Source organism: Faecalibacillus sp. TM498 (genome assembly GCF_020589955.1).
GTDB classification, from domain to species: Bacteria; Bacillota_I; Bacilli_A; order Erysipelotrichales; family Coprobacillaceae; genus Faecalibacillus; species Faecalibacillus intestinalis.
Genome location: NZ_JAJDKB010000003.1, coordinates 54,281 through 80,087 on the forward strand (window position 1 = coordinate 54,281; position 25,807 = coordinate 80,087).

Genomic DNA, 25,807 nt, shown 5'->3' on the forward strand with positions numbered 1-25,807 from the left:
AGAGATAATGTATGGCAATTAGTGCAGGAGATTTTAGAACAGGATTAACTTTAATTATTGATGGTGATCCTTGCCAAGTGTTGGATTTCCAACATGTTAAACCTGGTAAAGGAGCAGCTATTTTAAAAACTAAAATGAGAAACTTGAAAACAGGAGCTATTCAAGAAAAGAACTTCAATGCTTCAACTAAATTTGATCAAGCTAATATTTCTAAAAAAGCAGCTCAATTTTCTTATGAAGCAGACAATACTTTCTACTTCATGGATATGGAAACATATGATACATATGAATTATCTGAAGAACAAGTTGGTTATAATAAATACTTTATTGTCGAAGGAACTGAAGTTTATTTAGTATTCTTTGAAGGATTATTATTAAACGTTTCTGTTTCTGAAAAAGTAGAATTAACTATTGTAGAAACAGATCCAGCTATCAAAGGGGCACCATCTAACCAAACAAAAGACGCTAAAACTGAAACAGGTTTAACTCTTAGAGTTCCTCAATTTATTGAACAAGGTGAAAAAATCGTTGTTTTTTCAGCTGATGGAAAATACGCAGGAAGAGCTTAATAAAGCTCTTTTTTATCATGGGTAAAGTTGTATTAATTACAGGTGGGGCCAAAGGTATTGGTAGAGCCATTGCTTTAGAGTTAGCGAAGAATCAATATGATATTGTTATTAATTATTTAACGTCAAATCAAGAAGCAGAATGTTTAAAAGAACATATTATTCAACAATATCGTGTACGTTGTTTGGCTTTAAAAGCAGATGTTTCTAAAGAAGATCAAGTTGAAAAAATGATTCAAGAAATTGATGAACGATTAGGTGGTGTTGATATTTTAATCAATAATGCAGGAATTGATTTGTCTAATTTGTTTCATTTAAAAACGGCGGATGAATTTAGAAAGACTTTAGATGTTAATGTTGTGGGGGCTTATAATTGTAGTAAAAGTGTTTCAGCACATATGCTTAAACAAGACTATGGACGTATTATCAATATCTCCTCGACAAATGGCATGAATACATATTATCCTATGTGTATTGATTATGATGCTTCTAAAGCGGCGCTTATTTCTTTAACACACAATTTGGCGTTTGAGTTTGGACCCTATATTCATGTAAATTGTATTGCTCCAGGATTTATTGGTACAGAAAATGAACTTGATGGCTATGATGAAGAATTTTTAAAAGAAGAACAAGAAAAAATTATGGTTAAACGCTATGGCAAACCTGAAGAAGTGGCTTATTTAGTGAAGTTTTTGATTAGTGATGAAGCTAATTTTATCAATAATTCGATTATTCGAATTGATGGTGGACAAATAGGAAGTATGTAAAAAAGACTCAATTGTTGAATCAACAATTGAGTCTTTTTTTTATTTGTTTTTCATTTGCGTTAAGGCAAGTAAAATAGAAAGCTTACCATATTCGATTGATAAACCACCTTGCATATATAAAGTATAAGGTTCTTTTACAGGGGCATCCGCACTTAATTCAATAGTACTTCCTTGAGTAAAACTTCCACTAGCCATAACTTCATCAAAAGGATAACCAGGCATTGGGGCAGGAAGAACACGTACAAAGGAATCAATTGGACTTGATGATTGGATTCCTTGAGTGAAATTCACTAATTTTTCCTTACTATGTAAATCTAATGTTTGGATAAGGTCTGTTCTTTTTTCGTTATAACGTGGTGATACATGTTCATATCCTAATTTTTCTAACATGTATGAAGTAAAAATAGCTGTTTTTAAAGCATTTTTTACAGCATTAGGAGCCATGAACACACCTTTAAAGAAAGCATTGTTAAGATTAAAGTTAGCGCCTAAGTCTTTACCAATACCAGGGGCAGTAAGTCTTTGTGCGACTTCGTAAACTAAATCTTTTTTACCGGCAACATAACCACCTGTTGGAGCAATTCCACCACCTAAGTTTTTCATTAATGATCCTACAACAATGTCAGCGCCAATATCTCCAGGTTCTTTTGTTTCTACAAGTTCACCATAACAGTTATCAACCATAATGATGACTTCTTGATTAACTTCTCTAATTTTATGAATAATTGATTCTATTTTATCGATTGTAAGTGATAAACGTTGACTATATCCACGAGAACGTTGAATTTCAACAAGTTTTACATTTTTTTGTTGGAGTCTTTCAACAATACTTTCTTCATCAAATTCATTATCAATTAAATCGATTTGTTCGTAATTTACACCATAGGCTTTTAATGATTGATTTGAATCACCACTTATACCAATCATTTCTTGTAAAGAATCATAAGGTTCACCACTTATAGAAATCATGGTATCACCATGTTTTAATAAAGCAGAAAGAGTTAAATATAATGCATTTGTTCCTGACATGATTTGAGGTCTTACTAAAGCATCTTCACATCCTAAAATAGAAGCAAAAATTCTTTCTAGTTTATCTCTTCCTTCATCATAGTTACCATAACCATTAATATCGGTAAAATCACTATAAGAAACTTGATTTTCTATAAAAGCAGATAAAACTTTATTTGAATTAACAAGGCAAAGTTCATCTACTTGGGCATAAATGTCTTTTAAATCATTATCTGATTGTTTAGCTAAAGCTAATAAATCTTGGTCTATTTTTTCTAATATCATTTTTACATCTCCTTTAATCCTGATATATTATACAATAAATATTTTTTTTGTGTATCTTTATCGACAAACTTCTTAGAAAGTAAATCCTAGTAGATTGTATTATTTTATTGTTTTATGATATAATTTTGAATTGAATTGAGGTGTATAAGATGAAACCAAGGATTTTAGTTGTTGATGATGAACAAGATATTAGAGAGTTGCTTAAATTTTATTTAAATAAAGAAGGCTATGAAGTGATTGAAGCGGCCAATGGTGAAGAAGCATTGACCATTTTTGAAAATGAATATATTGATTTAGGAATTATCGATGTCATGATGCCTAAAATGGATGGCTTTGAACTTGTTGAAAGTATGAAAGAATTTAAAGATGTTCCTTGTATTATGCTTACTGCCAAGGGGGAAAGCAAGGATAAGTTACGTGGCTTTTCTTCAGGGGTTGATGACTATGTTGTTAAACCTTTTGATCCTAATGAATTAATGGCTAGAGTTAAAGCAATTATGAAAAGATATGATATTAATACATCGCATATTGTACGTTTAAATGAAGTTGAATTGGATGGGGATAAATATGAAATCAGATATAAAGATGAATGTATTCATTTGCCACTAAAACAATTTGAATTATTATTTGAACTTGCTAAACATCCTAACCAAATTTTTTCAAGGGAACAGTTGATTGAAAAGATTTGGGGTATGGATTACGATGGGTTTGATCGTACAGTAGATGTCCATATTAAAAGAATTAGAGAAAATATCGGGCATTTACCAGGTTTTAATGTTGTAACAGTTAGAGGATTAGGATACAAAGTTGAGGTAGAGTAGATGAAATCTATTTATTCAAAATTGATTTTTGGCTTTTTTATTACAATCGTAGCTTCCTTTTCAGTAGCAGGTTTTGTATCTTTAAGATTAAATGACCAACAAATTGAATCCACAGTAGAAGAAGATTTGATTACAACAAATGATTATGTTTCTAAAGTGATTTCAAATATTAATATTGAAAATAGGGATGATATTATTGATTTATATGCAAAAAGTAGTGAAATGGCCATAACATGTTATTCAAGCAGTGAAGGCTATGTTGCTTATGGAAACAAAAAATATAATCCAACACCTGAACAGATGATGGCAATGTTTAAAAGTACAAACAATGAGCTTTCCTTTAAGCATCATAATGAAGTGTTAGCGTATGGTACAAAGAATATGATCAATGGGCAAGAGTATTATATCTATGTTCAAAAAGATACCAGTGGTCAAAAAAGTGCAATTGCTAATTCAGCAATTTTGATTTTGGGGTGTGTTTTTTTAACAGGAAGCATTGTCTTTTTAGTAATTGCCGATATTATTGTTAAACCTTTAACACGTTTAACAAATGCAATCAAAGAACTGAGTAATGGGAATTATAATGTTCGTGTTGATAATGTTGGACAAGATGAAATTTCTAAATTAAATCAAGGATTTAATCAAATGGCGAGGCAACTTGCAAAACAAGATGAAACAAGGCAAAAGTTTATTTCAGATATTTCTCATGAATTTCAAACACCATTGACGTCTATTCAAGGATTTGCCAATATTTTAAAAGAAGAAGACTTGCCAAAAGAACAAAGAGTAAAATATGCGAATATTATTTTATATAATAGTAAAAGATTATCTTCTCTAGCAAAAAATATGTTACAATTGACCTTGCTTGATAGAGAAGAGATTGAATTAGAGTTAACAAATTATTCATTAGTTGAACAAATGAATCGAGTTATTTCTACTCAAGAAAATCAAGCAATGGAAAAAAATATAGAAATTGTCTTTGAGATGCCTAAAAAAGAAATATTTATAGAAGGAGACGAACAACGTTTAGAACAAGTTTGGACCAATATTATTTCAAATGCTATAAAGTATACAAATGAAGGTGGACTCATTACAATTACGATGAAAAAAAATTCTAAAGATATAGAAATTTCTATAGAAGACACGGGTATTGGAATGTCTAAAGAAGTCGTTTCTCATATTTTTGAAAGATTTTATAGAGAAGATAAAGCAAGAAACGTTGAAGGAAATGGACTCGGCTTGGCAATTGTAAAATCTATTGTTGATTTACATCATGGGAAGATAGATATTTTATCTCAAGTAGATGTGGGTACAAATTTTATTGTAAGACTGCCAATTGAAAAACAAAAATTAATTGAAAGATTGAAAAGGTAAGGGGATTAGTATGTTAGAATTAAAAGAAAAGATTTTAAGTGATGGAGAAATTATTGAACCAGATATTTTAAAAGTAGATAGTTTTATTAATCATCAAATTGATCCAAAAACTTATAGATCAATTGCTAAAGAAATTAAAAGAAGATTTGCGGGGGAAAAAATCGATAAGATTTTAACAATTGAAGCATCAGGAATTGCACTGGGATTAGCACTTAGCTATGAATTAAATGATATTCCTGTTGTTTTTGCTAAAAAAGGAACATCTAAAACAGTTAATGATGATTTATATACAAGTGAAGTATATTCATATACTAAAGGAACAAGATATATTGCTTGCGTTAAAAAGAAATATTTAAATGAAAATGAAAATGTGATACTTGTAGATGATTTCTTAGCTGATGGAAATGCAATGCTTGGATTAGTCGATATGTGTAATCAAGCAAAAGCACATATTGTTGGATGCGGTATTATTATTGAAAAAGGATTTCAAAAAGGACATCAAAAATTAGTTGATTTAGGTTATAGAGTAGAATCGCTTGCGATTATTGAATCGTTTGAAAATGGTAAAATAGTTTTCAAATAGGCTAGAAAGGAGCATCTATGTATTTAAAAAAAATAGAATTACATGGATTTAAATCATTTGCAGATAAAGTTAATATAGAATTTCAGCCGGGAATAACAGGAATTGTAGGGCCTAATGGATGTGGAAAATCTAATATTTCGGATGCAGTTAGATGGGTATTAGGTGAGCAATCTGTAAAATCTTTACGTGGAAGTAATATGGCAGATGTTATTTTTGCTGGTTCTCAAGATCGTCAGGCACAAAATTTAGCTGAAGTTACTTTAATATTTGATAATAGTGATCGTATGCTCAATTATGACTATAATGAAGTTGAAATTACTAGACGTCTTTATCGACAAGGAAATGAGGCTGAATATCTTTTAAATCGGCAACAATGTCGTTTAAAAGATATTACAGATCTGCTTTTAGATACGGGACTTGGAAGAGATTCGCTTTCTATTATTTCTCAAGGAAATATTTCTAATTTTGCTGATAGTCGTCCTGAAGAAAGACGAGCTATTTTTGAAGAAGCTGCAGGAGTTTCTAAATATAAAAAAAGAAAAATTGAGGCTATTAGAAAATTAGAGAGAACAACGGATAATTTAAATCGTATAAAAGATATTGTTTATGAATTAGAAAAACAAATAGCACCATTAAAAAAACAAAAAGAAAAAGCAGAAGTATTTTTAACGTTGAAGGAAAAACTTACTTCAATCGAAGTAAATGTACTTGTTCATGAAGTTTCGGAATTAAAACATCAACTAGATACGCTATCTTTACAATTAAAAGACCTTAATGAACGACACAGTTCATTAGATGCAGAAATTTTATTAAAAGAAAGTGCTGATGATGAGATAAAAAAGAAAATGTTTGTTTTAGATAATGAAATAAACTCTCTACAAAGTCAATTATTAGAATCGATGTCTGAAGTTTCAAGACTAGAAACAAGTAAAATAGAGGTTGATCAAAAAAGAAAACATGCTTTACAGTCTCAAAACAATGGTGATATAAAGAAGAAATTAGATAACTTAAAAGCTATTTTGACGGATTTGATTGAAGAATATAATGACCGTGTTGAACGATTAAAAACAACAGAAAAATCTCTTGAAGATTTATCTCAAGAACAAACGGTTTTAACATCCAAAATCAATCATAAACATCAATCTATCAATAATCTTAATCAAGAAATTACGAAAAATAAAAATAGACAAGAAATATTAGTGGATTTAGTAGAAAATAAATCCAATTATCATCATGGTGTCAAGGCTATTATGGAACTTGCTCATGATAATCCGGATATTATTGGTGTTTTTGGAGATTTACTAGAAAATGATTCGAAGTATGATTTAGCGGTTTCTGTTGCTTTAGGAAGTGCTTTGCAATTTATTGTTACGAAAGATAATTTACAAGCTAGATTAGCAATTAAGTTTTTAAAAGATAATAAGGCAGGACGTGCTACTTTTTTACCTTTAGCGGATATGGAACCACGTTCTTTAAGAGAAGAACATGCTATTTTATGTCCAGCTTTAGAAGGTTATTTAGGTGTATTAAGTGATTTTGTTTCAAGTTCTAAAAATATAGATAATGTTATTTTGAATCAATTGGGAAATGTTATTTTAGCTGATGATATTGATCATGCTTATGAAATATCAAAGGCAACATATGCTCGATATAAAGTTGTTACTTTGGATGGAAATATTGTCAATGTTGGAGGTTCACTTACAGGTGGAACAGTTAATCGTCAACAATCATCCATTCTTCAAAAAAGAGAACTAGAAAAAGTTAAAGAAAAATTGGATGAATTAGAACAAAAACTTGTACGTGAAAAGAATGAATTACTTAAACTTGAAAACGATGCTAAAGAATTGGCACATACACTTCTACAAAAACAAATGTCATATGCTAAGTTAGAAGTTGTTGTTCAAGGAAAAAAGGAAGAACTTGTAGTTGCTAAAGGTGAATATGAAAGTTTATCGCATCAAAGCGTTGAATTGGATGAGTTTAAAAGTGGTAAAATTGATAATCAACTTGTTTTACAATTAAATGAAGCCATCAAGCATCGAGATGAATTAACAGAAAAAATAAAATCAAAAAGAGAATTAAGAATGTCCTATGTTAATGAAAATGAGCAATTAGAATCAAAATTGAAAGATTTAAGAAAGATGCTTAAAGACATTCAAGGACAAATTAATGAAAAAGCTATTTTATCTACTAAATATGAAGGATCATTAAATAATTATTTAAGTCGATTATCTAATGAATATTCCATGACTTATGAGTATGCAAGTGAAAATTATCATGATGAAGTAGATATTGAATTTGCTAGAGGAGAGGTTGCTACACTTAGAAATGAAATAGTAGCACTTGGTCATGTTAATATTGATGCTATCGAAGAATATAAAGAAGTTTCATCGCGTTACGAAAATATGAATAGTCAACGACTTGACTTAATACAAGCTCAGGATAAAATAGTACAGGCAATTGATGAAATGGATCAAATTATGATTGAGAAATTTTCAACAACATTTGAAAAGATCAATAAAGAATTTAATAATGTTTTTAGAGAATTATTTGGTGGGGGAAGAGCACAAATCAAATATACTGATCCAGATAATATTTTAGAAACGGGAATTGATATAGATGTGCAACCACCAGGAAAAGCTGTGTCGAATATTACATTATTTTCTGGTGGAGAAAAAGCGTTGATTGCAATTTCATGTTTATTTGCTATTTTAAAAGTAAGACCTGTGCCAATGTGTATCTTAGATGAAGTTGAAGCAGCATTGGATATGGCTAATGTTGAAAGATTTGCAAAATTCTTAAGAGAATTTTCTAAACAAACACAATTTATTGTAGTAACACATCGTGAGGGAACGATGGAAGAATGTGATTTGTTATATGGTGCGACGATGCAACAAAAAGGTGTTACAAAACTTGTAAGTGTCAAACTTGAAGAGGCAATAGATTTTTCTAATGAAAATCGTAAGGGAGGTATTTAGATGGGATTTTTTACACAAATAAAAGAAAAATTAGTTGGAAAGTCAACTAAGCAAAATGAAAAATATGTTGTTGGTTTAGATAAATCTTCTGAAACATTTTCAGATCGTATTAATGAATTAGCTGCCCGATTTAGAGAAATCAATGATGAGTATTTTGAAGAATTAGAAAATATTTTAATTATGGCTGATGTTGGTGTTTCGATGGTCATGAAGATTGTATCTGAAATTAAAACAGAAGTAAGAATCAGAAATATAACTGATCCAAGAGAAATTAATGATATTATTGTTGATAAAATGTTCGTTATTTATGCTAATGAAAGTGTTATGTCAACTAAAATCAATTACGCAGCAGAAGGGTTAACTGTTATTTTAATGGTTGGTGTCAATGGTGCTGGAAAAACAACAACGATTGGGAAACTTGCTCATCGTATTGTTCATGATGAAGGTAAAAAAGTCGTTGTTGCTGCGGGTGATACATTTAGAGCAGGAGCAATTGATCAGTTGGCAGTTTGGGCAGAAAGAGTTGGTGTGGATATCGTTAAAGGAAAAGAAGGAGGAGATCCTTCGGCCGTTGTTTTTGATGCTTTAAATAAAGCTAAAGAAACAGGAGCGGATGTTTTAATTTGTGATACAGCAGGTCGTTTACAAAATAAAGTGAATTTAATGAACGAATTGGAAAAAATGAATCGAATTATTAAGCGTGTTGTTCCTGAAGGACCACATGAAACACTTCTTGTTGTAGATGCAACAACAGGACAAAATGGTGTTTCACAAGCTATTGAATTTTCTAAGATTACTGATATTACAGGGATTGTTCTTACAAAAATGGATGGTACTGCTAAAGGTGGAATTGTTTTATCTATTAAAGATCAATTAAATATTCCTGTAAAATTTATTGGTTTAGGTGAACAAGTTGATGATTTACAAGAATTTGACTTAGAACAATATATTTATGGATTATGTAAAGGGTTAGTTGAGGAAGCATAATGGAAAATAGTTTAGAAAAAAAGCAAAGAGTAAATCTTTTGATGGATTTATATGAAGATTTATTAACTGAAAAACAAAGAGAGTATTTAGATTTGTATTATCATGAGGATTTGTCTTTGTCAGAGATATCTTTGATTAAAAATGTTTCTAAAAATGCAGTTTTTGACAATTTAAAAAAAGCTTGTTTACATTTAGAAAATTATGAAGAAAAATTAAATTTATTAGAAAAACATCAAAAAAGACTTGAAATTATAGATGATTTAGAAAAAGATATAAAAGAAGAACATAAAAATATTGATGAACATTTACAAATGTTAAGAGATTTATAGGAGGTATATATGGCGTTTGATTCGTTATCTGAAAGATTGCAGTCAACTTTAAAAAAGGTATCTGGACAAGGTCAGTTGACTGAAAGTAATATGGAAGAGATGTTGACAGAAATTCGACTTGCTTTACTTGAAGCTGATGTCAACTATCAAGTTGTAAAAGAGTTCATTGCATCAACAAAAGAAAAAGCAATTGGTGCAGATGTCGTAGGTTCATTAAAACCTGGACAAGTTTTAGTTAAAATTGTACATGATGAATTAGTACATTTATTAGGTGATGAGGTTTCAGAAGTTGATTTTAGTAAAAAACCAACAGTTATTATGATGGTAGGGTTACAAGGTTCTGGGAAAACAACAACTTCTGGGAAGATTGCTAAATTAATTAAGACAAAATATGCTAAAAAACCATTATTGGTTGCAGGAGATATTTATCGTCCAGCAGCCGTTGATCAATTGGTAACATTAGGAAAGCAATTAGATGTGCCTGTTTATGAAAAAGGAACATCTGAAAGTGCTGAAAATATTGTTAAAGGTGCTATGAATTATGCGGCTTTAAATAATAATGATGTTATTATTATTGATACGGCAGGACGTTTGCACATTGATGAACCTTTAATGCAAGAACTAGCAAATGTTAAAGAAATTGCAAAACCTGATGAAATTTTACTTGTTGTAGATTCATTGACAGGTCAAGATATTGTCAATGTAGCTGCTTCATTTAATGAAAAATTAAGTATTACAGGAGCTGTGCTTACTAAATTAGATGGTGATTCTCGTGGTGGGGGAGCACTTTCTATTAGACATATTACGCATGTTCCAATTAAATTTATTGGTACAGGTGAAAAATTAGATGCTATTGATTTATTCTACCCAGATCGTATGGCAGATCGTATCTTAGGAATGGGTGATGTAGTCTCTTTAGTTGAAAAAGTTCAAGATGTCTATGATGAAAAAGAAACAATGAAAGCTATGAAAAAAATGCAATCTGGACGTTTTGGATTGGATGATATGCTTGATCAAATGCATCAATTAAAGAAGTTAGGTCCACTTTCAGGAATTTTGAAAATGATTCCTGGTATGCCATCTATGCCTAATTTAAACGATGAAACAACAGATAAGAGAATGAAAGAAACAGAGTCTATTATTTATTCTATGACTTTAGAAGAACGTCGTGATCCAAGTATTATTACATTATCTAGAAAACAACGTATTGCTAAAGGATGTGGTAAAGATTTAGCAGCTATTAATAGATTATTAAAACAATTTGAACAATCTAAACAAATGATGAAACAAATGTCAAATATGGATATGGCAACAGGACTTCCAAAAATGGGAGGAGGTCACTTTGTAGGTGGTCCAAATCGTAAAAAAGTACGTCATAAAAAGAAAAAGAAAAAATAATGAAAGGTGTCAAGCAAAAATGCTTGACACCTGTTCCTATCTATGTTAAATTATACAAGCAATAAGAAAACAAGGAGGAAATATAAATGGCAGTAAAATTAAGAATGACAAGAATGGGTGCTAAAAAAAGACCTTTCTATAGAATCGTAGCAGCTGATTCAAGATCACCAAGAGATGGTAGATTTATTGAATTATTAGGTACATATAATCCATGTACTAATCCAGCTCAAGTTAACTTAAAAGAAGAAGAAATCTTAAAATGGTTAAACAATGGTGCTCAACCATCTGATACAGTTAGAAACTTATTGTCTAAACAAGGTATCATGAAAAAATTTGCTGATTCAAAACAAGGTAAATAATTATGGATTATGTAAAAACACTAAAAGATATAGCGATTGAATTAGTTGAGGATAAAGAACATTTAGAAGTAAGACAAATGCCTTCTTTAGATGAGAATGTTGTTGTTTTACATGTTTATTCAGCAAAAAATGACATTGCAAAATTAATCGGTCGTAAAGGTGTTATGGCTAATTCTATTCGTCAATTAATGTCTGTTGCAGGACGTCTTTCTGATAAAAAATTAGATATTAAATTCGAATCATATGAATAGATGTGTTTTACACATCTATTTTTTTTGGAGGTTATATGGAAAAATTAAAAATTGGAAAAATTGTTGGAACGCATGCACTTAAAGGAGAACTTAAAATACGTTCTTTTAGTGATTTCAATGATCAAAGATTTGTTGTGGGACATAAGCTTTACTTAAATGAAATTGTAGACCCTTTTATCATCAAAACTGTAAGAGTTCATAAAGGAAATTATTTAATCAGTTTTGAGGGATTGCAAGATATTAATCTAGTAGAAAAATATGTTGGTTATAATGTTTATGGTTTAAAAGAAGATGTTGAATTAGATGATGATGAATATTTTTACGATGATTTAATTGGTTGTCAGATCATTAATAATGATCAAGAAATTGGAAAAGTAGAATCTGTTTATTTTAATGGTGCACATGATGTTTTAACTGTACAAACAGCAAATAAAAAGATTGCTATTCCATATGTTGATGCATTTATTGAAAATGAAGATATTGAAAATAAAAAAATATTTGTTCATTTGATTAAGGGAATGTATGATGAAGATTGATATTTTATCATTATTTCCAGAAATGTTTGAAGGCTTTTTAAATACCTCAATTATCAAAAGAGCTATAGATAAAGAAGTTGTTGATATTAAGATTCATAATTTTAGAGAATTCACTCAAGATAAGCATAAACATGTAGATGATTATCCTTATGGAGGAGGACAGGGAATGGTGTTGATGTGTCAACCAATCATTGATTGCTTAAAAACATTAACAACGGATGATTCACTTGTTATTTTAATGTCTCCTCAAGGGATTACTTTAAAGCATCAAGTAGCACAAAAGCTTTCATTAGAAAAGCATCTTATTATTATTTGTGGACATTATGAAGGATTTGATGAAAGAATTCGTGATTATGTTGATTTAGAATTGTCTATTGGTGATTATGTACTAACTGGTGGTGAACTAGGAAGTATGGTTACTTGTGATGCGGTAATAAGATTACTTGAAGGAGCTATTCGTCAAGAAAGCCATGAAGATGATTCATTTGCAGATGGATTATTAGAATACCCACAATATACAAGACCAATAGAATATGATGGAAATAGAGTGCCTGACGTATTGGTCTCTGGTCATCATGAAAATATTCGTAAATGGAGAAAATACCAATCTCTAAAGAAAACCTATTTAAAGAGACCAGATTTATTAGAAAATTATGAATTTGATGAAGAATCGGCAAATATGTTGACAAAAATTAAAAAAAAGAGTTGATATTTTTTTGAACGATGTTATAATAGCATAGGTCAATGTGACTGCATATGTTCCGCTGGTTAATCGAATGAACATACAAGACTATAAATGAAAAGGAGAAGAAAGATGAATTTAACATTAGTAGAACAAATTACTAAAAAACAATTAAAATCTGATATCCCTGTTTTCAAAGCTGGAGACACTTTAAAAGTTTATGTAAAAATTAAAGAAGGTAATAAATACCGTATCCAATTATTTGAAGGGGTTTGTATCGCAAGACAAGGTAAAGGAATTGCTGAAACTTTCACAGTTAGAAAAATTTCTTACCAAGTTGGTGTAGAAAGAACTTTCCCAGTTCATTCACCAATCATCGATAGAATCGAAGTTGCTAAAGTTGGTAAAGTACGTAGAGCTAAATTAAATTACTTACGTGGTTTATCCGGTAAAGCTGCTAGAATCAAAGAAATTAGAAAATAAGAAATGGGTAACCATTTCTTTTTTTCTACCATTAATTGTTGTATAATAGAACACGTCTATAAGATAAAGATAGGTGATGTCTATGAAATATAGTAAAAAAACAATGATGGCAATATTAGAATTTATTGTTGTTTGTTTAGCAATTGTTTTTGTTTTTAAAGGCATAATTATGCCGGTCAAAGTCGATGGTTCTTCAATGTATCCAACATTACATGACGGAGATCTTGCCTTTATGTCTCGGCTTGATTTGAATTCAAAACAAATTAAAAGATTTGATATTGTCACAATAGACTGTAAACAATTAGACAATGTAATTATTAAAAGAGTTATAGGGTTACCTGGAGAAAAAATTGTTTACAAAAATGATTGTTTGTATGTTAATGGAAAGTATATTAAAGAAAATTATCTTAATAAATCACATATAAAAGATGTAAAGAGTCGATATAATATTTCTTATTTTACTGATGATTTTGAAATTTCAGTTGGTGAAAATGAAATTTTCGTTTTAGGTGATAATAGAGTAAATTCACTTGATTCAAGAGAATTAGGATGTTTTAAAATTGAAGATGTTTTATCAAAAAAAGGAATTATACTATTTCCTTTTAATCATATGAAAGGAATGAACTAATATGGCACAAATACAATGGTTTCCTGGCCATATGGCTAAGGCAAAAAGAGAAATCGCTGATAAAATAAAATTAATAGATATTGTTGTTGAATTGGTGGATGCTAGAGCTCCATATTCAAGTAAAAATCCATTATTTAATAGTGTTGTTAATAATAAGCCAAGATTAATTGTAATGACAAAAGAAGATTTAGCAGATGATAAACTAACACAAAAATGGATAGATTTTTACAAAAGTAAAGGTTATTATGCTATAAGTGTTAATCTTAAGCAATTTAATGAATATAAAAAGATCATACAAGTTTGCAAAGAAATTTTGAAAGATAAAATGGCACGAGAAGCAAAGAAGGGATTAAAACCTCGTGCAATGCGAGCAATGGTTTTAGGTATTCCTAATGTTGGAAAATCTACTTTCATCAATCGCTTAGCAAAAAGAAAAGCAACTGTTACGGGGAATAAACCAGGTGTAACGAAAGCTCAACAAATTATTAAGGTAGATAAAGATTTTGAATTATTTGATACACCGGGTGTTTTATGGCCTAAATTCGAAAGTGAGGATATTGCTAGAAATATTGCTCTTATTGGTTCTATTAAACAGCAAATATTACCAAGGGAAGATTTATTTATTTATGCAGTTGAATATTTAGTTAAAAATTACCCTGGAACTTTAGAAAATCGTTATCAAATAGCTGTTGATTTACAAAGTGATTGGGTTGAAAAATGTTATGATGATATCGCATTTAATAAAAAAATAAAACCAGTAAGAGGGATTACTGATTATGAGCGTGTCATGGATATGTTTTTTACTGATTTATTTGATGGTGTTATTACAAAAATAACATGGGAGCTTCCAAATGAGTAATTTATTAGAATATGAAAATAGATATTATGATTTAGGTTATGATTATATTATTGGTCTTGATGAAGCTGGAAGAGGACCAATGGCTGGCGAATTAGTTGTTGCAGGAGTCATTTTTCCTAAAGGATTTTATGATGAACGTATTTTTGATTCAAAACAATTAACAGCAAAAAAAAGAGAGGCGATGTATCAAATAATTATAGAAAATGCATTAGCCTATCACATTGAAGTTATTTCTGTTGAAGATGTTGATCAATTAAATGTATATAGCGCAAGTCAAAAAGGAATGGAAAAATGTTGTCAAATTTTAAAGAGAGAAAAAATGTTTGCTTTAACAGATGCGATGCCTTTACATGATATTGAACATTTATCTATTATTAAAGGAGATACCCTTTCTATGTCTATTGCAGCAGCAAGTATATTAGCTAAGGTAACAAGAGATCATTTGATGATAGATTATGCAAAAAAATATCCACAATATGGTTTTGAAAAACATAAGGGCTATGTAACCAAGGCACATAAAGAGGCACTTAGTAAATATGGTCCATGCCCTATTCATAGGAAATCTTTTAAACCAGTACAAGAAGTAATGAAAGAACAAATATCTTTAAATTTAGATATTTAGTTCTTTTTTTATAAAAAAAGAAGAAAAAACAAAATTAAATGTCTATATAAATAGTGAGGTGATAAATATGGAAGAAATCTTACTATTTTTTGCTTTGAAGTATCAAGGTGATTTTCAAAGTATTTTAAAAGCATTGCAAGCAAAAGAAAAAGTTTCTCAAGAAGAAAGGAGGGAAGCAGTTGCTAAAGTAAATTCAAAATATACAACGATTATTTCAAGTGATTATCCAGATGCTTTAAAAGAAATATCTTGTCCACCATTTGTATTGTTTTATCATGGAAATTTGAATATTTTAAATGGTAAATGCATAGGTGTTATTGGTAAACGTGTTCCTAGTGAATATGGATCAAATATTACGGATAAAATTGTATGTGATTTAGTAAAAAATGAATATACGATTGTAAGTGGTATGGCATTAGGAATTGATACTCTCGCTCATAGAAGTGCATTAAAAAACAAAGGGAAAACAGTTGCAGTATTGGGAAGTGGAATTAATTATTGTTATCCAAAAAGAAATCAAGATTTATATGTTCAATTAAAAAGTAATCATCTTATTATTAGTGAAAAACCAGGTGATTATGTACCACAGGCTAAGGATTTTCCATGTAGGAATCGGTTAATTGCTGGCTTAAGTGAATCTGTAGTTGTTACAGAAGCTGAAAAACGTTCAGGAACAATGATTACTGTAGGATATGCATTAGATCAAGGAAAAGATATCTATTGTATTCCATCAAGAATTGGGGATCCAATGGGGTGTAATTTATTGATTCAACAAGGGGCCAAGTTAGTATTGACTGTAAATGATATTATTGAAGATTAATGAAATGGAGTTGACAAAGTGAAAAAAAACAATAATAATAGTTTTTGCGATAAGGGGGTTATATTATGTATGATAAATTAGTCATTGTGGAATCTCCTTCTAAATCAAAAACAATAGAAAATTATTTAGGGAAGGAATATCATGTGACTTCTTCTAAAGGGCATATTAGAGATTTATCAACATCTGGTAAAGAAGGGCTAGGGATTGATCAAGAAGATCATTATAAGCCAAAATATGTTATTTCTAAGGATAAAAAAGATGTCGTTAAGGAATTGAAAGCAGCTGTTAAAGAGGCAAAAACAGTTTATCTTGCTACCGACCCTGACCGTGAAGGGGAAGCAATTTCATGGCATTTAGCAGATGTTTTAGGTTTAGATATGGATGATGATAATCGTATTGTTTTTAATGAGGTAACAAAAGATGCAGTTGTTGATGCATTGAATCATCCTCGTAAAATTGATCAAAATCTTGTAAAATCTCAAGAAACAAGAAGAGTATTGGATAGAATTATTGGATTTAAATTATCTAAATTATTACAAAGAAAAATTAAATCTAAATCAGCTGGTCGAGTTCAATCGGTTGCTTTAAGATTAATTGTTGAAAAAGAACGTGAAATCGAAGCCTTTGTTCCAGAAGAATACTGGAAAATCAAAGCACAATTTGAAAAAGATGAAATTGAATTTACAGGTGAACTTAATAAAAAAGGAACAAAGAAGTTAAAAATTTCAAATGAACAAGAAGCTTTGGAAATCTTTAATGCACTTTCTAAAGAATTTGTTATTGATAGTGTAAAAAAATCAAGTAAGAAAAGAGAATCAAAACCACCATTTATTACTTCAACATTACAACAAGAAGCGTCTTCTAAATTAGGCTTTAAAGCAAGAAAGACAATGATGATTGCTCAAAAGCTATATGAAGGAATTGCTTTAGAAGATGAAACAGTAGGGCTTATTACTTATATGCGTACAGATTCGACAAGATTGTCAGATTTATTTGTAGAAAGTGCTACAGAATATATTAAAGAAAAATATGGTCAAAATTATGTTGGAAAAGTAAAAGTAAGTAAAAAGAAAGAAAATGTACAAGATGCTCACGAAGGAATTCGTCCAACAAGTGCAATGCGTACACCTGAGTCTGTTAAAGAATATTTAAGTGTGGATGAATTTAAATTGTATTCTTTAATTTATGCCAGAGCATTGGCGTCATTAATGGCACCATCTCGTTTTGATGCAACAAGTGTAGTATTAGAAAATAATAACTATTATTTTAACGCAAGTGGTTCAGTATTAAAATTTGATGGTTATTTACGTTTATATAGCCCATATGAAAAACAAAAAGATGAAATTTTACCTGAATTAACTGAACAAGAAATTTTAGAAAGTCAAAATATTGAAAAAACACAACATTTTACAAAACCACCTGCTCGTTATAGTGAAGCAAAACTAATTAAAGAAATGGAAGAACTTGGAATTGGTAGACCAAGTACTTATGCGATGATTATTGATACGATTCAAACTAGAGGGTATGTGGAACTTGTTGATAAAACATTTAAACCTACTGAAAGTGGAATTTTAACAAGTGATCGACTAACACAATTTTTTAATGATATTATTAATGTCGAATATACTGCACAAATGGAAAAAGAACTAGATGATATTGCAGAAGGACAAGATGATTATTTTGATGCTATAGATACATTTATTAAAAAATTCCAACCTTTATTGGATGAAGCAAATGAAAAAATGGAAGTCATTTCACCTAAAAAAACTGGAGAGAAATGTCCTGAATGTGGACATGATCTTGTTGAAAGACATGGGCGTTATGGTAAATTTATAGCTTGTGAAAATTATCCTGAATGTAAATACATCAAAAAAGAAAAAGTTGAACCTGAATTTACAGGAGAAAACTGTCCTAAGTGTGGAAGCCCAATGGTTTTTAAAACCGGAAGATATGGTAAATTTGAAGCATGTTCAAATTACCCACAATGTAAATATATTAAGAATTCTAAAAAGAAAGCAGAACCTGTTATGACAGATGAAGTTTGTCCTAACTGTGGTTCTCCAGTGGTTATTAAAAAGGGACGTTGGGGAGAATTTAAAGCTTGTTCAAATTATCCAAAATGTAAAACAATTATTAAGTAGAACATTTGTTCTACTTTTTTAAAAAGGAGAAAATATGGAAAGTGAAAAAATAGTCAATGTAATTGGAGCTGGTCTTGCTGGAGTTGAGGCGGCTTATCAATTAGCAAAAAATAATATTAAAGTAAAGTTATATGAAATGAGACCTGTTAAAATGACACCGGCACATCATACATCATCATTTGCTGAACTTGTTTGTTCTAATTCGTTAAGAGGAGATAATTTCAATAATGCCGTAGGTGTATTAAAAAATGAAATGGAAAAACTAGATAGTGTTATTATTCGATTTGCTAGAAAAAATAGTGTTCCTGCTGGTGGAGCACTTGCAGTGGATCGTGAAAAGTTTTCTGCGGATGTTACTGAGTTTATAACAAATCATCCAAATATCGAAGTGATTCATGAAGAAGTTACAGAAATTCCCCAAGCACCAACAATTATTGCAAGTGGACCTTTAACAAGTGATGCTTTGTCTACGAAAATCAAAGAATTATTAGGAGAAGAATATTTTTATTTTTTTGATGCGGCGGCTCCAATTGTTGAAAAAGATAGTATTGATTTTAATATTGCTTATTATAAATCAAGATATGACAAAGGAGAAAATGAATATATAAATTGTCCAATGAATGAGGAGCAATTTAATGTATTTTATGATGAATTAATGAAAGCAGAGGTTGTTAAACCAAAAGATTTTGAAGAAAAATTTTTTGAAGGATGTATGCCTTTTGAAGAAATGGCAAGAAGAGGAAAACAAACTTTATTGTTTGGGCCTATGAAACCGGTTGGGTTAACAAAACCTGATGGTACAAAACCATATGCAGTCGTACAGTTAAGACAAGATAACGTACAAGCTAGTTTATATAATATTGTTGGTTTTCAAACACATCTTACATGGCCTGAACAAAGAAGAATTATTCATTTAATTCCGGGATTAGAAAATGCAACATTTGTAAGATACGGTGTCATGCATCGAAATTCGTTTATTTGTTCTCCAAAATTTTTAAATCAAGATTACAGTTTAAAAAATCATTCTGGAATTTATTTTGCTGGACAAATGACAGGAGTTGAAGGATATGTTGAATCAGCTCAAAGTGGAATCGTTGCCGGAATGAACATGGTTCGTTATTTAAATAAACAAGAACCTGTTATTTTTCCACAAGAAACAATCATGGGGGCACTTGCATATTATATTACGCATTGTGATGAAAGTAATTTCCAACCAATGAAAGCTAATTTTGGAATTCTACCAGATTTACCTGTACGCGTTAAAAAGAAACTAAGAAAAGAAGCTTATGCTAACAGAGCAATAGAAGTAATGGATCAATTTATCAATGAGTTATAATCAAGATAAAGAAGAATTTATAAAATATCTTCAATTTCAAAAACATTACTCAATCAATACAGTTGAATCTTATCAACGAAGTTTAAATGAATTTATTGGTTTTTTAAAAAGTGAAAGTATTTCTCACTTTAACGATGTCAAGTATACAAATATAAGAGGATATTTAACTTATTTAAATGAAAAAAAATTGTCAAAGAGTTCAATTAATAATCGAATCAGTTGTTTAAGATCATTTTATAAATATCTAGTAAAAGAAGAATTGGCTGAAAATAATCCAATGATTCTTGTTGAAAATATTAAAACCGCAAAGCGTAATCCTGATTTTTTGTTTCCTGAAGAAATGATGGATTTATTGGATGGTATTGATACACAAGATGATTTAGGAATTCGTAATAAAGCGATGCTAGAAATCATGTATGCTTCTGGGTTAAGATGTTCTGAAGTAGTAAATTTAACCTTGGATTGTATAGATTTTCACAATCGAGTTTTATTGATTCATGGTAAAGGGAACAAAGACCGTTATGTTCCTTTCCATGAATTTGCTAGTGAATGGTTATTAAAATATATAGAAGAAGTAAGGGGAAAACTTGTAAATTCAGAAGATCATCCATATGTTTTTGTTAATAAAAGAGGAGAACAAATGACCAATAGAGGAATACAGGATATTGTAAAGCGTATTGGAAGAGAATATGATGCAACCAAGAAAATACATCCACATACTTTCAGACATTCCTTTGCCACACATTTATTGAATGCGGGAGCAGATATAAGAACTGTACAGGAATTATTGGGTCATGAAAACCTTTCGACAACACAAATTTATACCCATGTTACAAAAGAACATTTGAAAAATGTTTATTTAAAAGCACATCCTCGAAATAAAGCATAAAAAAGGGTTGTTTTGTTTTAAATCTTATGCTATTATGTTTCAGGTATTAAAAAATACACACATTATGAATTCATTTATCTAGTGCCTAATGGTGGTAAATGTTTGAAATAATGGAGGAAAAAAACGAAAAGGAGGAAATTACACATGTCAGTAATTTCAATGAAAAAATTATTAGAAGTAGGTGTTCATTTCGGACATCAAACAAAAAGATGGAATCCTAAAATGGCTCCATACATTTTTACATCAAGAAATGGAATTTACATTATTGATTTACAAAAATCATCTAAAAAAATCGATGAAGCTTATAAAGCAATGAATGAAATTGCCGAAAAAGGTGGAAAAGTTTTATTTGTAGGAACTAAAAAACAAGCTCAAGAAGCTGTTAAAGAAGAAGCAATCCGTTCTGGAAGTTTCTATGTTAACTCACGTTGGTTAGGTGGAACTTTAACTAACTTCAAAACAATCCAAAAAAGAATTAGAAGATTAGTTGAATTAGAAAAAATGGAAAAAGATGGTACTTTCGATTTATTACCTAAAAAAGAAGTTATCTTACTAAAAAAAGAAGCTGCTAAGTTAGAAAAGAACTTAGGTGGTATTAAAGAAATGAGAAGATTACCAAGTGCTTTATTCGTTGTAGATCCTAAAGCTGAACACAACGCTGTTGCTGAAGCAAGAATCTTAGGAATCCCTGTATTTGGTATTGTTGATACTAACTGTGATCCTGATGAAGTTGATTATGTAATCCCAGCAAATGATGATGCTATTAGAGCTGTTAAATTAATTGTTGCTGCTATGGCAGATGCAATTTGTGAAGCTAAAAGTGAACCATTAACTGTTGCTTATGTTAAAGATGAAGATGAAAAAGAAGTTACTATGAATGATGCTGTATCTTCTGTAGAAAACAACAACAGAAGAGGGCCAAGAAATAAAGCTGGTAGACCAGCTCAAAGAAGAGAATCTAGACCAACTCAAGAATAATCTCAAGGCTGGAAATCATAAATATGTTGTGATGGGAAAGCAAAGCTTTCCCTTTTTAATAAAATAAAATTCATGGAGGAAAAGAAAATGGCAATTAGTGCAAAATTAGTAAAAGAATTACGTGAAAAAACTGGTGCTGGAATGATGGATTGTAAAAAAGCATTAGAAGCATGTGATGGTGACATCGAAGCATCATTCGACTGGTTAAGAGAAAAAGGAATCGCAAAATCTGCTAAAAAAGCTGATAGAATCGCTGCTGAAGGGTTATCTGCTTTCGCTATTAACGGAAATGTAGCTGCTATGGTTGAAGTTAACTCTGAAACTGACTTCGTAGCAAAAAATGCTGAATTCGTTGCATTAGTAAATAATGTATGTGAAGCAGTTGCTGCAAATAACCCTGCTGATTTAGAAGCTGCAAAAGCAATTGAAGTTGATGGAAAAACTATTGAAACTACAATTGCAGAAGCATCTGGAAAAATTGGTGAAAAATTATCTTTAAGAAGAATTAAAACTTTCACTAAAAATGATGATGAAGTATTTGGTGCTTATTCACATATGGGTGGAAAAATGGTATCAATCGTTAAATTAGCTGACGGTGATGAAGAAAAAGCAAGAGACATTGCTATGCATGTTGCTGCTATCAATCCAAAATATATCTCACAAGATGAAATTCCACAAGTTGAAAAAGATAGAGAAGATGCAGTTCAAACAGAAATCATGGCTAATGATCCTAAATTAGCTAACAAACCTGAAAAAGTATTAGAAGGTATCAAACGTGGAAAATTAAATAAAGTATTCTCTGAATGGTGTTTATTAGATCAAGAATTCATTAAAACACCAAAAGAATCAGTTGCTAAATACTTAGGAAAAGCTAAAGTGTTAGAAATGGCTCGTTTCCAAGTTGGTGAAGGTATCGAAAAGAAAGAAGAAAACTTTGCTGAAGAAGTAGCTGCACAAATGAAACAATAATTTTTAAGGACACTACAAGTGTGTCCTTTTTTTAAAAAAGGAGAACATTTTATGAAATATAAAAGAGTTTTATTAAAATTAAGTGGTGAAGCATTAGCTGGTGACGATCATTTTGGTATAAACGCTAATACTGTAGCCGATATTGCAAGACAAATCAAAGAAGCTAAAGATTTAGGTGTTGAAATTGCCATCGTTTGTGGTGGTGGTAATATTTGGCGTGGTGTTACTGGTGCACAAATGGGTATGGAACGTTCTTCTGCTGATTATATGGGAATGTTGGCAACAGTAATGAATGGTTTAGCTGTTCAAAATGCTTTAGAGCAACTAGGAGTTCAAACACGTTTACTTTCAGCAATTGAAATGAGACAAATTGCAGAACCATACATTAGAAGACGTGCTGTTAGACATTTAGAAAAAGGTAGAATCGTTATTTTTGGTGCTGGAACTGGAAGTCCATATTTTACAACTGATACAACAGCTGCATTAAGAGCCGCTGAAATCAATGCTGATGTTATTTTAATGGCTAAAAATGGGGTCGATGGTGTTTATTCTGCTGATCCTAAGTTAGATGAATCTGCAGTAAAATTTGATGAAATTTCATATAGTGATGTTTTAGCAAAAGATTTAAAAGTAATGGATCAAACAGCTATTACATTATGTAAAGATAACGATATTGATTTATGTGTATTTAATATGCAAGAAGATGGTAATATTGCCAAAGCTTGTGATGGACAAAAAATAGGAACAACTATCTCTGGAGGAAAATAATATGATAAATATGATCTTAGATGATGCAAGTGATAGAATGCAAAAAGCAATCGAAGCTTACCAAAGAGATTTAGCAACAGTTAGAACTGGAAGAGCTACTCCTGCAATGTTAGACCGTGTAATGGTCAACTATTACGGATCACCAACACCAATTAATCAAATGGCTGGTGTTTCTGTTGTAGAAGGTAGACAATTAGTAATTAAACCTTATGATAAATCTGCTTTAAAAGATATCGAACATGGAATTTATGAAGCTGATTTAGGTTTAACTCCTCAAAATGATGGAGAAATTATTCGTATTACTGTACCAGCATTAACAGAAGAAAGACGTAAAGAATATGCAAAAAATGTTTGGAAATTCGCTGAACATGCTAAAGTTGCTATAAGAAATATTCGTCGTGATGCTAATGACGAAATTAAAAAATGCGATGGTAGTGAAGATGAAATTAAAGACGGTCAAAATCGTGTTCAAAAATTAACTGATAAATTTGTCAAAGAAGTTGATGAAATTGGTAAAGTAAAAGAAAAAGATATTATGACTGTATAATTATTGAGGCGTCTTATTATGAAGTGAACTGAATAAGTTGGACCAACAACTTAGGAGGTTCACTTTTATTATGCGGTATACAAAAGAATTTAAATTAGAATGTGTTAGAAAATATATGAACGGAGAAAATATACCTGATCCTGGTGGATGTACTCATAGAACATTTTATAGAAATGTTTTAAGATGGGTTTAAATTTTTAATCAGCTTGGAGAAATTGGATTAGAACATAAAAAACCACCTATTTCAGTGCACTACATTAGGCGCTTTTTTATTTTATGGTTTTATGTTATAATCAATCATGACTTTAAGGAGGATTATTCTATGAATGATCAAATTGAAAACTATGAATTAGACATGAATAATATACCAGCACATATTGCCTTTATTATGGATGGCAATGGACGCTGGGCTAAAAAGAGAATGATGCCAAGAACTTATGGCCATAACGAAGGTACAAAGACAATTCGTAAGATTGCTTTAGAGGCTAATAGACTTGGTGTTAAAGCAATGACAGTTTATGCTTTTTCTACAGAAAATTTTTCTCGTCCTGAAGAAGAAGTACAATTTATATTTAAATTACCCAAAAAATTTTTTGAACTTTATTTAAAAGAATTAATTGAAAATAATGTTCAAATTTGTATGATTGGGCATTTAGAAAAAGCTCCAAAGGCAACAAGAGATATTATCAATACTGCTATAGAAAGAACAAAGGATAATACTGGACTAAAACTTTGCTTTGCTTTTATTTATGGTAGTAGAGATGAAATCGTTTGTTCAACTAAAAAAATAGCACAAGATGTAAAAGATGGGAAACTTGATATTGAGGATATTGATGAAAATTATTTTGGTTCAACATTAATGTCTGCGAATTTACCTGATGTTGATTTAATGGTAAGAACAAGTGGAGAACAAAGATTATCTAATTTTATGTTATGGCAACTTGCTTATGCAGAGTTTATTTTTACTCCTGTTTGTTGGCCAGATTTTGATGAAAAAGAATTACATAAAGCAATTTGGCTTTATCAAAATAGGGAGCGTAGATATGGAGGTTTAAAATAGTGAAAGAAAGAATTATTACTGCACTGTGCTTGATTGCAATTGTAGTTCCAGCAGTCATTTTTGGGGGTATTTTTTATAAAATTGTTATAGGGGTTGCAATGGTTCTTAGTGTTTATGAAATGTTACATATTTGTTCTAGACCACGTATTGGAATGTATATGTATATCATTGTTGGTTTGTTTTTTGTTACAGGATTTTTATTTAACAGAAATCAATTACTTATTTCTAGCTATTCTATTTTGGTTTATTTAGCGGTTATTTTAGCATGTATGATTTTTGATGATAAATGTAATATTGAAAGAAGTGCTTATGTTTTTACGATGGGTGTTCTTGTTTGTTCTGGATTACATGCGTTACTTGTTTTAAGAGTTGACTATGGTTGGGAATATTTATTGTTATTAGCAATTGCAACTTTTGGTAGTGATACAGGAGCTTATTTTGCTGGTATGGCTTTTGGTAAACATAAGTTGATTCCAAGATTATCTCCTAAAAAAACAATTGAAGGGTCAATTGGTGGAATTGTTCTAGGAAGTGTTTTAGGATTGGTTTTTGCATATTTTACAGGAATATTGGCACATCATTGGATTATTGTACCAGCAATTATCGTAATGACAACGACAAGTCAAATAGGAGATTTGATTTTTAGTGCCATTAAAAGATATTTTGAAGTTAAAGATTATTCAAAATTATTACCAGGACATGGCGGAATTTTAGATCGTATTGATAGTTTAACTTTTAATGTATTGATTTTTAGTTTCTTTTTAATGATTGTGGGGTTATAGA

At 30.3% G+C, this 25,807-nt stretch carries 29 protein-coding genes; 28 read left to right on the plus strand and 1 reads right to left on the minus strand.

Annotation, left to right across the window (positions count from 1 at the left end):
- Positions 1 to 11 precede the first annotated feature (11 nt).
- Positions 12 to 569 carry an elongation factor P gene (efp, locus tag LJD32_RS01860; RefSeq protein WP_022001501.1) on the plus strand — a complete coding sequence of 186 codons (558 nt, stop codon included), beginning with the start codon at positions 12 to 14 and terminating at the stop codon, positions 567 to 569.
- 17 nt (positions 570 to 586) lie between these two features.
- On the plus strand, positions 587 to 1,333 hold the full coding sequence (locus LJD32_RS01865) for an SDR family NAD(P)-dependent oxidoreductase (RefSeq protein WP_227391644.1): 747 nt from the start codon (positions 587 to 589) through the stop codon (positions 1,331 to 1,333).
- 39 nt (positions 1,334 to 1,372) lie between these two features.
- Here the strand turns inward: LJD32_RS01865 and LJD32_RS01870 are convergent, their stop codons facing one another.
- Positions 1,373 to 2,626 (minus strand): aminotransferase class I/II-fold pyridoxal phosphate-dependent enzyme, encoded by a 1,254-nt coding sequence (locus LJD32_RS01870; protein ID WP_032090108.1) that lies wholly within the window; start codon positions 2,624 to 2,626, stop codon positions 1,373 to 1,375.
- Between the two features lie 149 nt (positions 2,627 to 2,775).
- On the opposite strand from LJD32_RS01870, the gene LJD32_RS01875 reads away from it, so the two are divergent.
- The 26 genes from LJD32_RS01875 (at position 2,776) to LJD32_RS01995 (ending at position 25,806) form a co-directional block, all read left to right on the plus strand.
- Positions 2,776 to 3,447, plus strand: a complete 672-nt coding sequence (locus LJD32_RS01875; RefSeq protein ID WP_032090107.1) for a response regulator transcription factor — start codon at positions 2,776 to 2,778, stop codon at positions 3,445 to 3,447.
- Positions 3,448 to 4,821: a sensor histidine kinase gene (locus LJD32_RS01880; RefSeq protein ID WP_032090106.1), complete on the plus strand. Its 1,374-nt coding sequence runs from the start codon at positions 3,448 to 3,450 to the stop codon at positions 4,819 to 4,821.
- A gap of 10 nt (positions 4,822 to 4,831) precedes the next feature.
- Positions 4,832 to 5,404: a xanthine phosphoribosyltransferase gene (locus LJD32_RS01885; protein WP_032090105.1), complete on the plus strand. Its 573-nt coding sequence runs from the start codon at positions 4,832 to 4,834 to the stop codon at positions 5,402 to 5,404.
- A 17-nt stretch (positions 5,405 to 5,421) separates the two neighbouring features.
- The gene (locus tag LJD32_RS01890) at positions 5,422 to 8,382 is read left to right on the plus strand and encodes a chromosome segregation protein SMC (protein ID WP_227391645.1); all 2,961 of its coding nucleotides are present in this window, start codon (positions 5,422 to 5,424) and stop codon (positions 8,380 to 8,382) included.
- On the plus strand, positions 8,383 to 9,369 hold the full coding sequence (gene ftsY / locus LJD32_RS01895) for a signal recognition particle-docking protein FtsY (protein WP_032090103.1): 987 nt from the start codon (positions 8,383 to 8,385) through the stop codon (positions 9,367 to 9,369).
- Positions 9,369 to 9,698 carry a YlxM family DNA-binding protein gene (gene ylxM, locus LJD32_RS01900; RefSeq protein ID WP_022001509.1) on the plus strand — a complete coding sequence of 110 codons (330 nt, stop codon included), beginning with the start codon at positions 9,369 to 9,371 and terminating at the stop codon, positions 9,696 to 9,698. The genes ftsY and ylxM overlap by 1 nt, the downstream gene beginning before the upstream one ends.
- 9 nt (positions 9,699 to 9,707) lie before the next feature.
- On the plus strand, positions 9,708 to 11,096 hold the full coding sequence (gene ffh, locus LJD32_RS01905; RefSeq protein ID WP_032090102.1) for a signal recognition particle protein: 1,389 nt from the start codon (positions 9,708 to 9,710) through the stop codon (positions 11,094 to 11,096).
- Between the two features lie 86 nt (positions 11,097 to 11,182).
- Entirely contained in the window at positions 11,183 to 11,455 is a 273-nt protein-coding gene (gene rpsP, locus LJD32_RS01910) for a 30S ribosomal protein S16 (protein WP_022001511.1), read from the plus strand.
- 2 nt (positions 11,456 to 11,457) lie between these two features.
- Complete coding sequence (locus LJD32_RS01915) at positions 11,458 to 11,706, plus strand: KH domain-containing protein (RefSeq protein WP_022001512.1); 249 nt, start codon at positions 11,458 to 11,460, stop codon at positions 11,704 to 11,706.
- 35 nt (positions 11,707 to 11,741) lie between these two features.
- Positions 11,742 to 12,242, plus strand: coding sequence for a ribosome maturation factor RimM (gene rimM, locus LJD32_RS01920; protein WP_147580241.1), 501 nt, complete (start codon positions 11,742 to 11,744; stop codon positions 12,240 to 12,242).
- A complete protein-coding gene (gene trmD / locus LJD32_RS01925; protein WP_022001514.1) occupies positions 12,232 to 12,951 on the plus strand; it encodes a tRNA (guanosine(37)-N1)-methyltransferase TrmD in 720 nt (239 codons plus the stop codon). Before rimM ends, trmD begins: the two co-directional genes overlap by 11 nt.
- A 105-nt stretch (positions 12,952 to 13,056) precedes the next feature.
- Entirely contained in the window at positions 13,057 to 13,407 is a 351-nt protein-coding gene (gene rplS / locus LJD32_RS01930; protein WP_022001515.1) for a 50S ribosomal protein L19, read from the plus strand.
- A gap of 82 nt (positions 13,408 to 13,489) precedes the next feature.
- Positions 13,490 to 14,035 carry a signal peptidase I gene (lepB, locus tag LJD32_RS01935; RefSeq protein ID WP_227391646.1) on the plus strand — a complete coding sequence of 182 codons (546 nt, stop codon included), beginning with the start codon at positions 13,490 to 13,492 and terminating at the stop codon, positions 14,033 to 14,035.
- A 1-nt stretch (position 14,036) separates the two neighbouring features.
- Positions 14,037 to 14,894 carry a ribosome biogenesis GTPase YlqF gene (gene ylqF / locus LJD32_RS01940; protein ID WP_032090100.1) on the plus strand — a complete coding sequence of 286 codons (858 nt, stop codon included), beginning with the start codon at positions 14,037 to 14,039 and terminating at the stop codon, positions 14,892 to 14,894.
- Complete coding sequence (locus LJD32_RS01945) at positions 14,887 to 15,516, plus strand: ribonuclease HII (protein WP_032090099.1); 630 nt, start codon at positions 14,887 to 14,889, stop codon at positions 15,514 to 15,516. Before ylqF ends, LJD32_RS01945 begins: the two co-directional genes overlap by 8 nt.
- A gap of 67 nt (positions 15,517 to 15,583) precedes the next feature.
- Complete coding sequence (gene dprA, locus LJD32_RS01950) at positions 15,584 to 16,336, plus strand: DNA-processing protein DprA (RefSeq protein ID WP_227391647.1); 753 nt, start codon at positions 15,584 to 15,586, stop codon at positions 16,334 to 16,336.
- A 65-nt stretch (positions 16,337 to 16,401) separates the two neighbouring features.
- A complete protein-coding gene (gene topA, locus LJD32_RS01955; RefSeq protein ID WP_227391648.1) occupies positions 16,402 to 18,477 on the plus strand; it encodes a type I DNA topoisomerase in 2,076 nt (691 codons plus the stop codon).
- 34 nt (positions 18,478 to 18,511) lie between these two features.
- The gene (trmFO, locus tag LJD32_RS01960; RefSeq protein WP_032090096.1) at positions 18,512 to 19,813 is read left to right on the plus strand and encodes a methylenetetrahydrofolate--tRNA-(uracil(54)-C(5))-methyltransferase (FADH(2)-oxidizing) TrmFO; all 1,302 of its coding nucleotides are present in this window, start codon (positions 18,512 to 18,514) and stop codon (positions 19,811 to 19,813) included.
- On the plus strand, positions 19,803 to 20,702 hold the full coding sequence (gene xerC / locus LJD32_RS01965; RefSeq protein WP_147580244.1) for a tyrosine recombinase XerC: 900 nt from the start codon (positions 19,803 to 19,805) through the stop codon (positions 20,700 to 20,702). Before trmFO ends, xerC begins: the two co-directional genes overlap by 11 nt.
- Positions 20,703 to 20,846: 144 nt before the next feature.
- Positions 20,847 to 21,680, plus strand: a complete 834-nt coding sequence (rpsB, locus tag LJD32_RS01970; protein ID WP_022001523.1) for a 30S ribosomal protein S2 — start codon at positions 20,847 to 20,849, stop codon at positions 21,678 to 21,680.
- A gap of 87 nt (positions 21,681 to 21,767) precedes the next feature.
- Positions 21,768 to 22,649: a translation elongation factor Ts gene (gene tsf, locus LJD32_RS01975; RefSeq protein ID WP_022001524.1), complete on the plus strand. Its 882-nt coding sequence runs from the start codon at positions 21,768 to 21,770 to the stop codon at positions 22,647 to 22,649.
- 51 nt (positions 22,650 to 22,700) lie between these two features.
- Positions 22,701 to 23,417, plus strand: a complete 717-nt coding sequence (pyrH, locus tag LJD32_RS01980; RefSeq protein ID WP_032090093.1) for a UMP kinase — start codon at positions 22,701 to 22,703, stop codon at positions 23,415 to 23,417.
- Position 23,418: 1 nt separating this feature from the next.
- Positions 23,419 to 23,964, plus strand: a complete 546-nt coding sequence (gene frr, locus LJD32_RS01985; RefSeq protein ID WP_022001526.1) for a ribosome recycling factor — start codon at positions 23,419 to 23,421, stop codon at positions 23,962 to 23,964.
- Between the two features lie 70 nt (positions 23,965 to 24,034).
- Positions 24,035 to 24,157, plus strand: coding sequence for a hypothetical protein (locus LJD32_RS15235; protein WP_264472051.1), 123 nt, complete (start codon positions 24,035 to 24,037; stop codon positions 24,155 to 24,157).
- 129 nt (positions 24,158 to 24,286) lie between these two features.
- On the plus strand, positions 24,287 to 25,024 hold the full coding sequence (locus LJD32_RS01990; RefSeq protein WP_175300919.1) for an isoprenyl transferase: 738 nt from the start codon (positions 24,287 to 24,289) through the stop codon (positions 25,022 to 25,024).
- The gene (locus LJD32_RS01995; protein WP_227391649.1) at positions 25,024 to 25,806 is read left to right on the plus strand and encodes a phosphatidate cytidylyltransferase; all 783 of its coding nucleotides are present in this window, start codon (positions 25,024 to 25,026) and stop codon (positions 25,804 to 25,806) included. The genes LJD32_RS01990 and LJD32_RS01995 overlap by 1 nt, the downstream gene beginning before the upstream one ends.
- Position 25,807: the final 1 nt, after the last annotated feature.

What these genes read in the sequence shown, in the direction of transcription:
- ylxM (WP_022001509.1), top strand. Translation starts at nt 9,369, where the DNA reads ATGGAAAATAGTTTAGAAAAAAAGCAAAGAGTAAATCTTTTGATGGAT.
- tsf (WP_022001524.1), top strand. Translation starts at nt 21,768, where the DNA reads ATGGCAATTAGTGCAAAATTAGTAAAAGAATTACGTGAAAAAACTGGT.
- LJD32_RS01990 (WP_175300919.1), top strand. Translation starts at nt 24,287, where the DNA reads ATGAATGATCAAATTGAAAACTATGAATTAGACATGAATAATATACCA.
- LJD32_RS01915 (WP_022001512.1), top strand. Translation starts at nt 11,458, where the DNA reads ATGGATTATGTAAAAACACTAAAAGATATAGCGATTGAATTAGTTGAG.
- pyrH (WP_032090093.1), top strand. Translation starts at nt 22,701, where the DNA reads ATGAAATATAAAAGAGTTTTATTAAAATTAAGTGGTGAAGCATTAGCT.
- LJD32_RS01865 (WP_227391644.1), top strand. Translation starts at nt 587, where the DNA reads ATGGGTAAAGTTGTATTAATTACAGGTGGGGCCAAAGGTATTGGTAGA.
- rimM (WP_147580241.1), top strand. Translation starts at nt 11,742, where the DNA reads ATGGAAAAATTAAAAATTGGAAAAATTGTTGGAACGCATGCACTTAAA.
- ffh (WP_032090102.1), top strand. Translation starts at nt 9,708, where the DNA reads ATGGCGTTTGATTCGTTATCTGAAAGATTGCAGTCAACTTTAAAAAAG.
- dprA (WP_227391647.1), top strand. Translation starts at nt 15,584, where the DNA reads ATGGAAGAAATCTTACTATTTTTTGCTTTGAAGTATCAAGGTGATTTT.
- LJD32_RS15235 (WP_264472051.1), top strand. Translation starts at nt 24,035, where the DNA reads ATGCGGTATACAAAAGAATTTAAATTAGAATGTGTTAGAAAATATATG.
- lepB (WP_227391646.1), top strand. Translation starts at nt 13,490, where the DNA reads ATGAAATATAGTAAAAAAACAATGATGGCAATATTAGAATTTATTGTT.
- LJD32_RS01885 (WP_032090105.1), top strand. Translation starts at nt 4,832, where the DNA reads ATGTTAGAATTAAAAGAAAAGATTTTAAGTGATGGAGAAATTATTGAA.
- frr (WP_022001526.1), top strand. Translation starts at nt 23,419, where the DNA reads ATGATAAATATGATCTTAGATGATGCAAGTGATAGAATGCAAAAAGCA.
- LJD32_RS01945 (WP_032090099.1), top strand. Translation starts at nt 14,887, where the DNA reads ATGAGTAATTTATTAGAATATGAAAATAGATATTATGATTTAGGTTAT.
- LJD32_RS01875 (WP_032090107.1), top strand. Translation starts at nt 2,776, where the DNA reads ATGAAACCAAGGATTTTAGTTGTTGATGATGAACAAGATATTAGAGAG.
- topA (WP_227391648.1), top strand. Translation starts at nt 16,402, where the DNA reads ATGTATGATAAATTAGTCATTGTGGAATCTCCTTCTAAATCAAAAACA.
- trmFO (WP_032090096.1), top strand. Translation starts at nt 18,512, where the DNA reads ATGGAAAGTGAAAAAATAGTCAATGTAATTGGAGCTGGTCTTGCTGGA.
- rpsB (WP_022001523.1), top strand. Translation starts at nt 20,847, where the DNA reads ATGTCAGTAATTTCAATGAAAAAATTATTAGAAGTAGGTGTTCATTTC.
- xerC (WP_147580244.1), top strand. Translation starts at nt 19,803, where the DNA reads ATGAGTTATAATCAAGATAAAGAAGAATTTATAAAATATCTTCAATTT.
- trmD (WP_022001514.1), top strand. Translation starts at nt 12,232, where the DNA reads ATGAAGATTGATATTTTATCATTATTTCCAGAAATGTTTGAAGGCTTT.
- ftsY (WP_032090103.1), top strand. Translation starts at nt 8,383, where the DNA reads ATGGGATTTTTTACACAAATAAAAGAAAAATTAGTTGGAAAGTCAACT.
- ylqF (WP_032090100.1), top strand. Translation starts at nt 14,037, where the DNA reads ATGGCACAAATACAATGGTTTCCTGGCCATATGGCTAAGGCAAAAAGA.
- rpsP (WP_022001511.1), top strand. Translation starts at nt 11,183, where the DNA reads ATGGCAGTAAAATTAAGAATGACAAGAATGGGTGCTAAAAAAAGACCT.
- LJD32_RS01870 (WP_032090108.1), bottom strand. Translation starts at nt 2,626, where the DNA reads ATGATATTAGAAAAAATAGACCAAGATTTATTAGCTTTAGCTAAACAA.
- LJD32_RS01890 (WP_227391645.1), top strand. Translation starts at nt 5,422, where the DNA reads ATGTATTTAAAAAAAATAGAATTACATGGATTTAAATCATTTGCAGAT.
- LJD32_RS01880 (WP_032090106.1), top strand. Translation starts at nt 3,448, where the DNA reads ATGAAATCTATTTATTCAAAATTGATTTTTGGCTTTTTTATTACAATC.
- efp (WP_022001501.1), top strand. Translation starts at nt 12, where the DNA reads ATGGCAATTAGTGCAGGAGATTTTAGAACAGGATTAACTTTAATTATT.
- rplS (WP_022001515.1), top strand. Translation starts at nt 13,057, where the DNA reads ATGAATTTAACATTAGTAGAACAAATTACTAAAAAACAATTAAAATCT.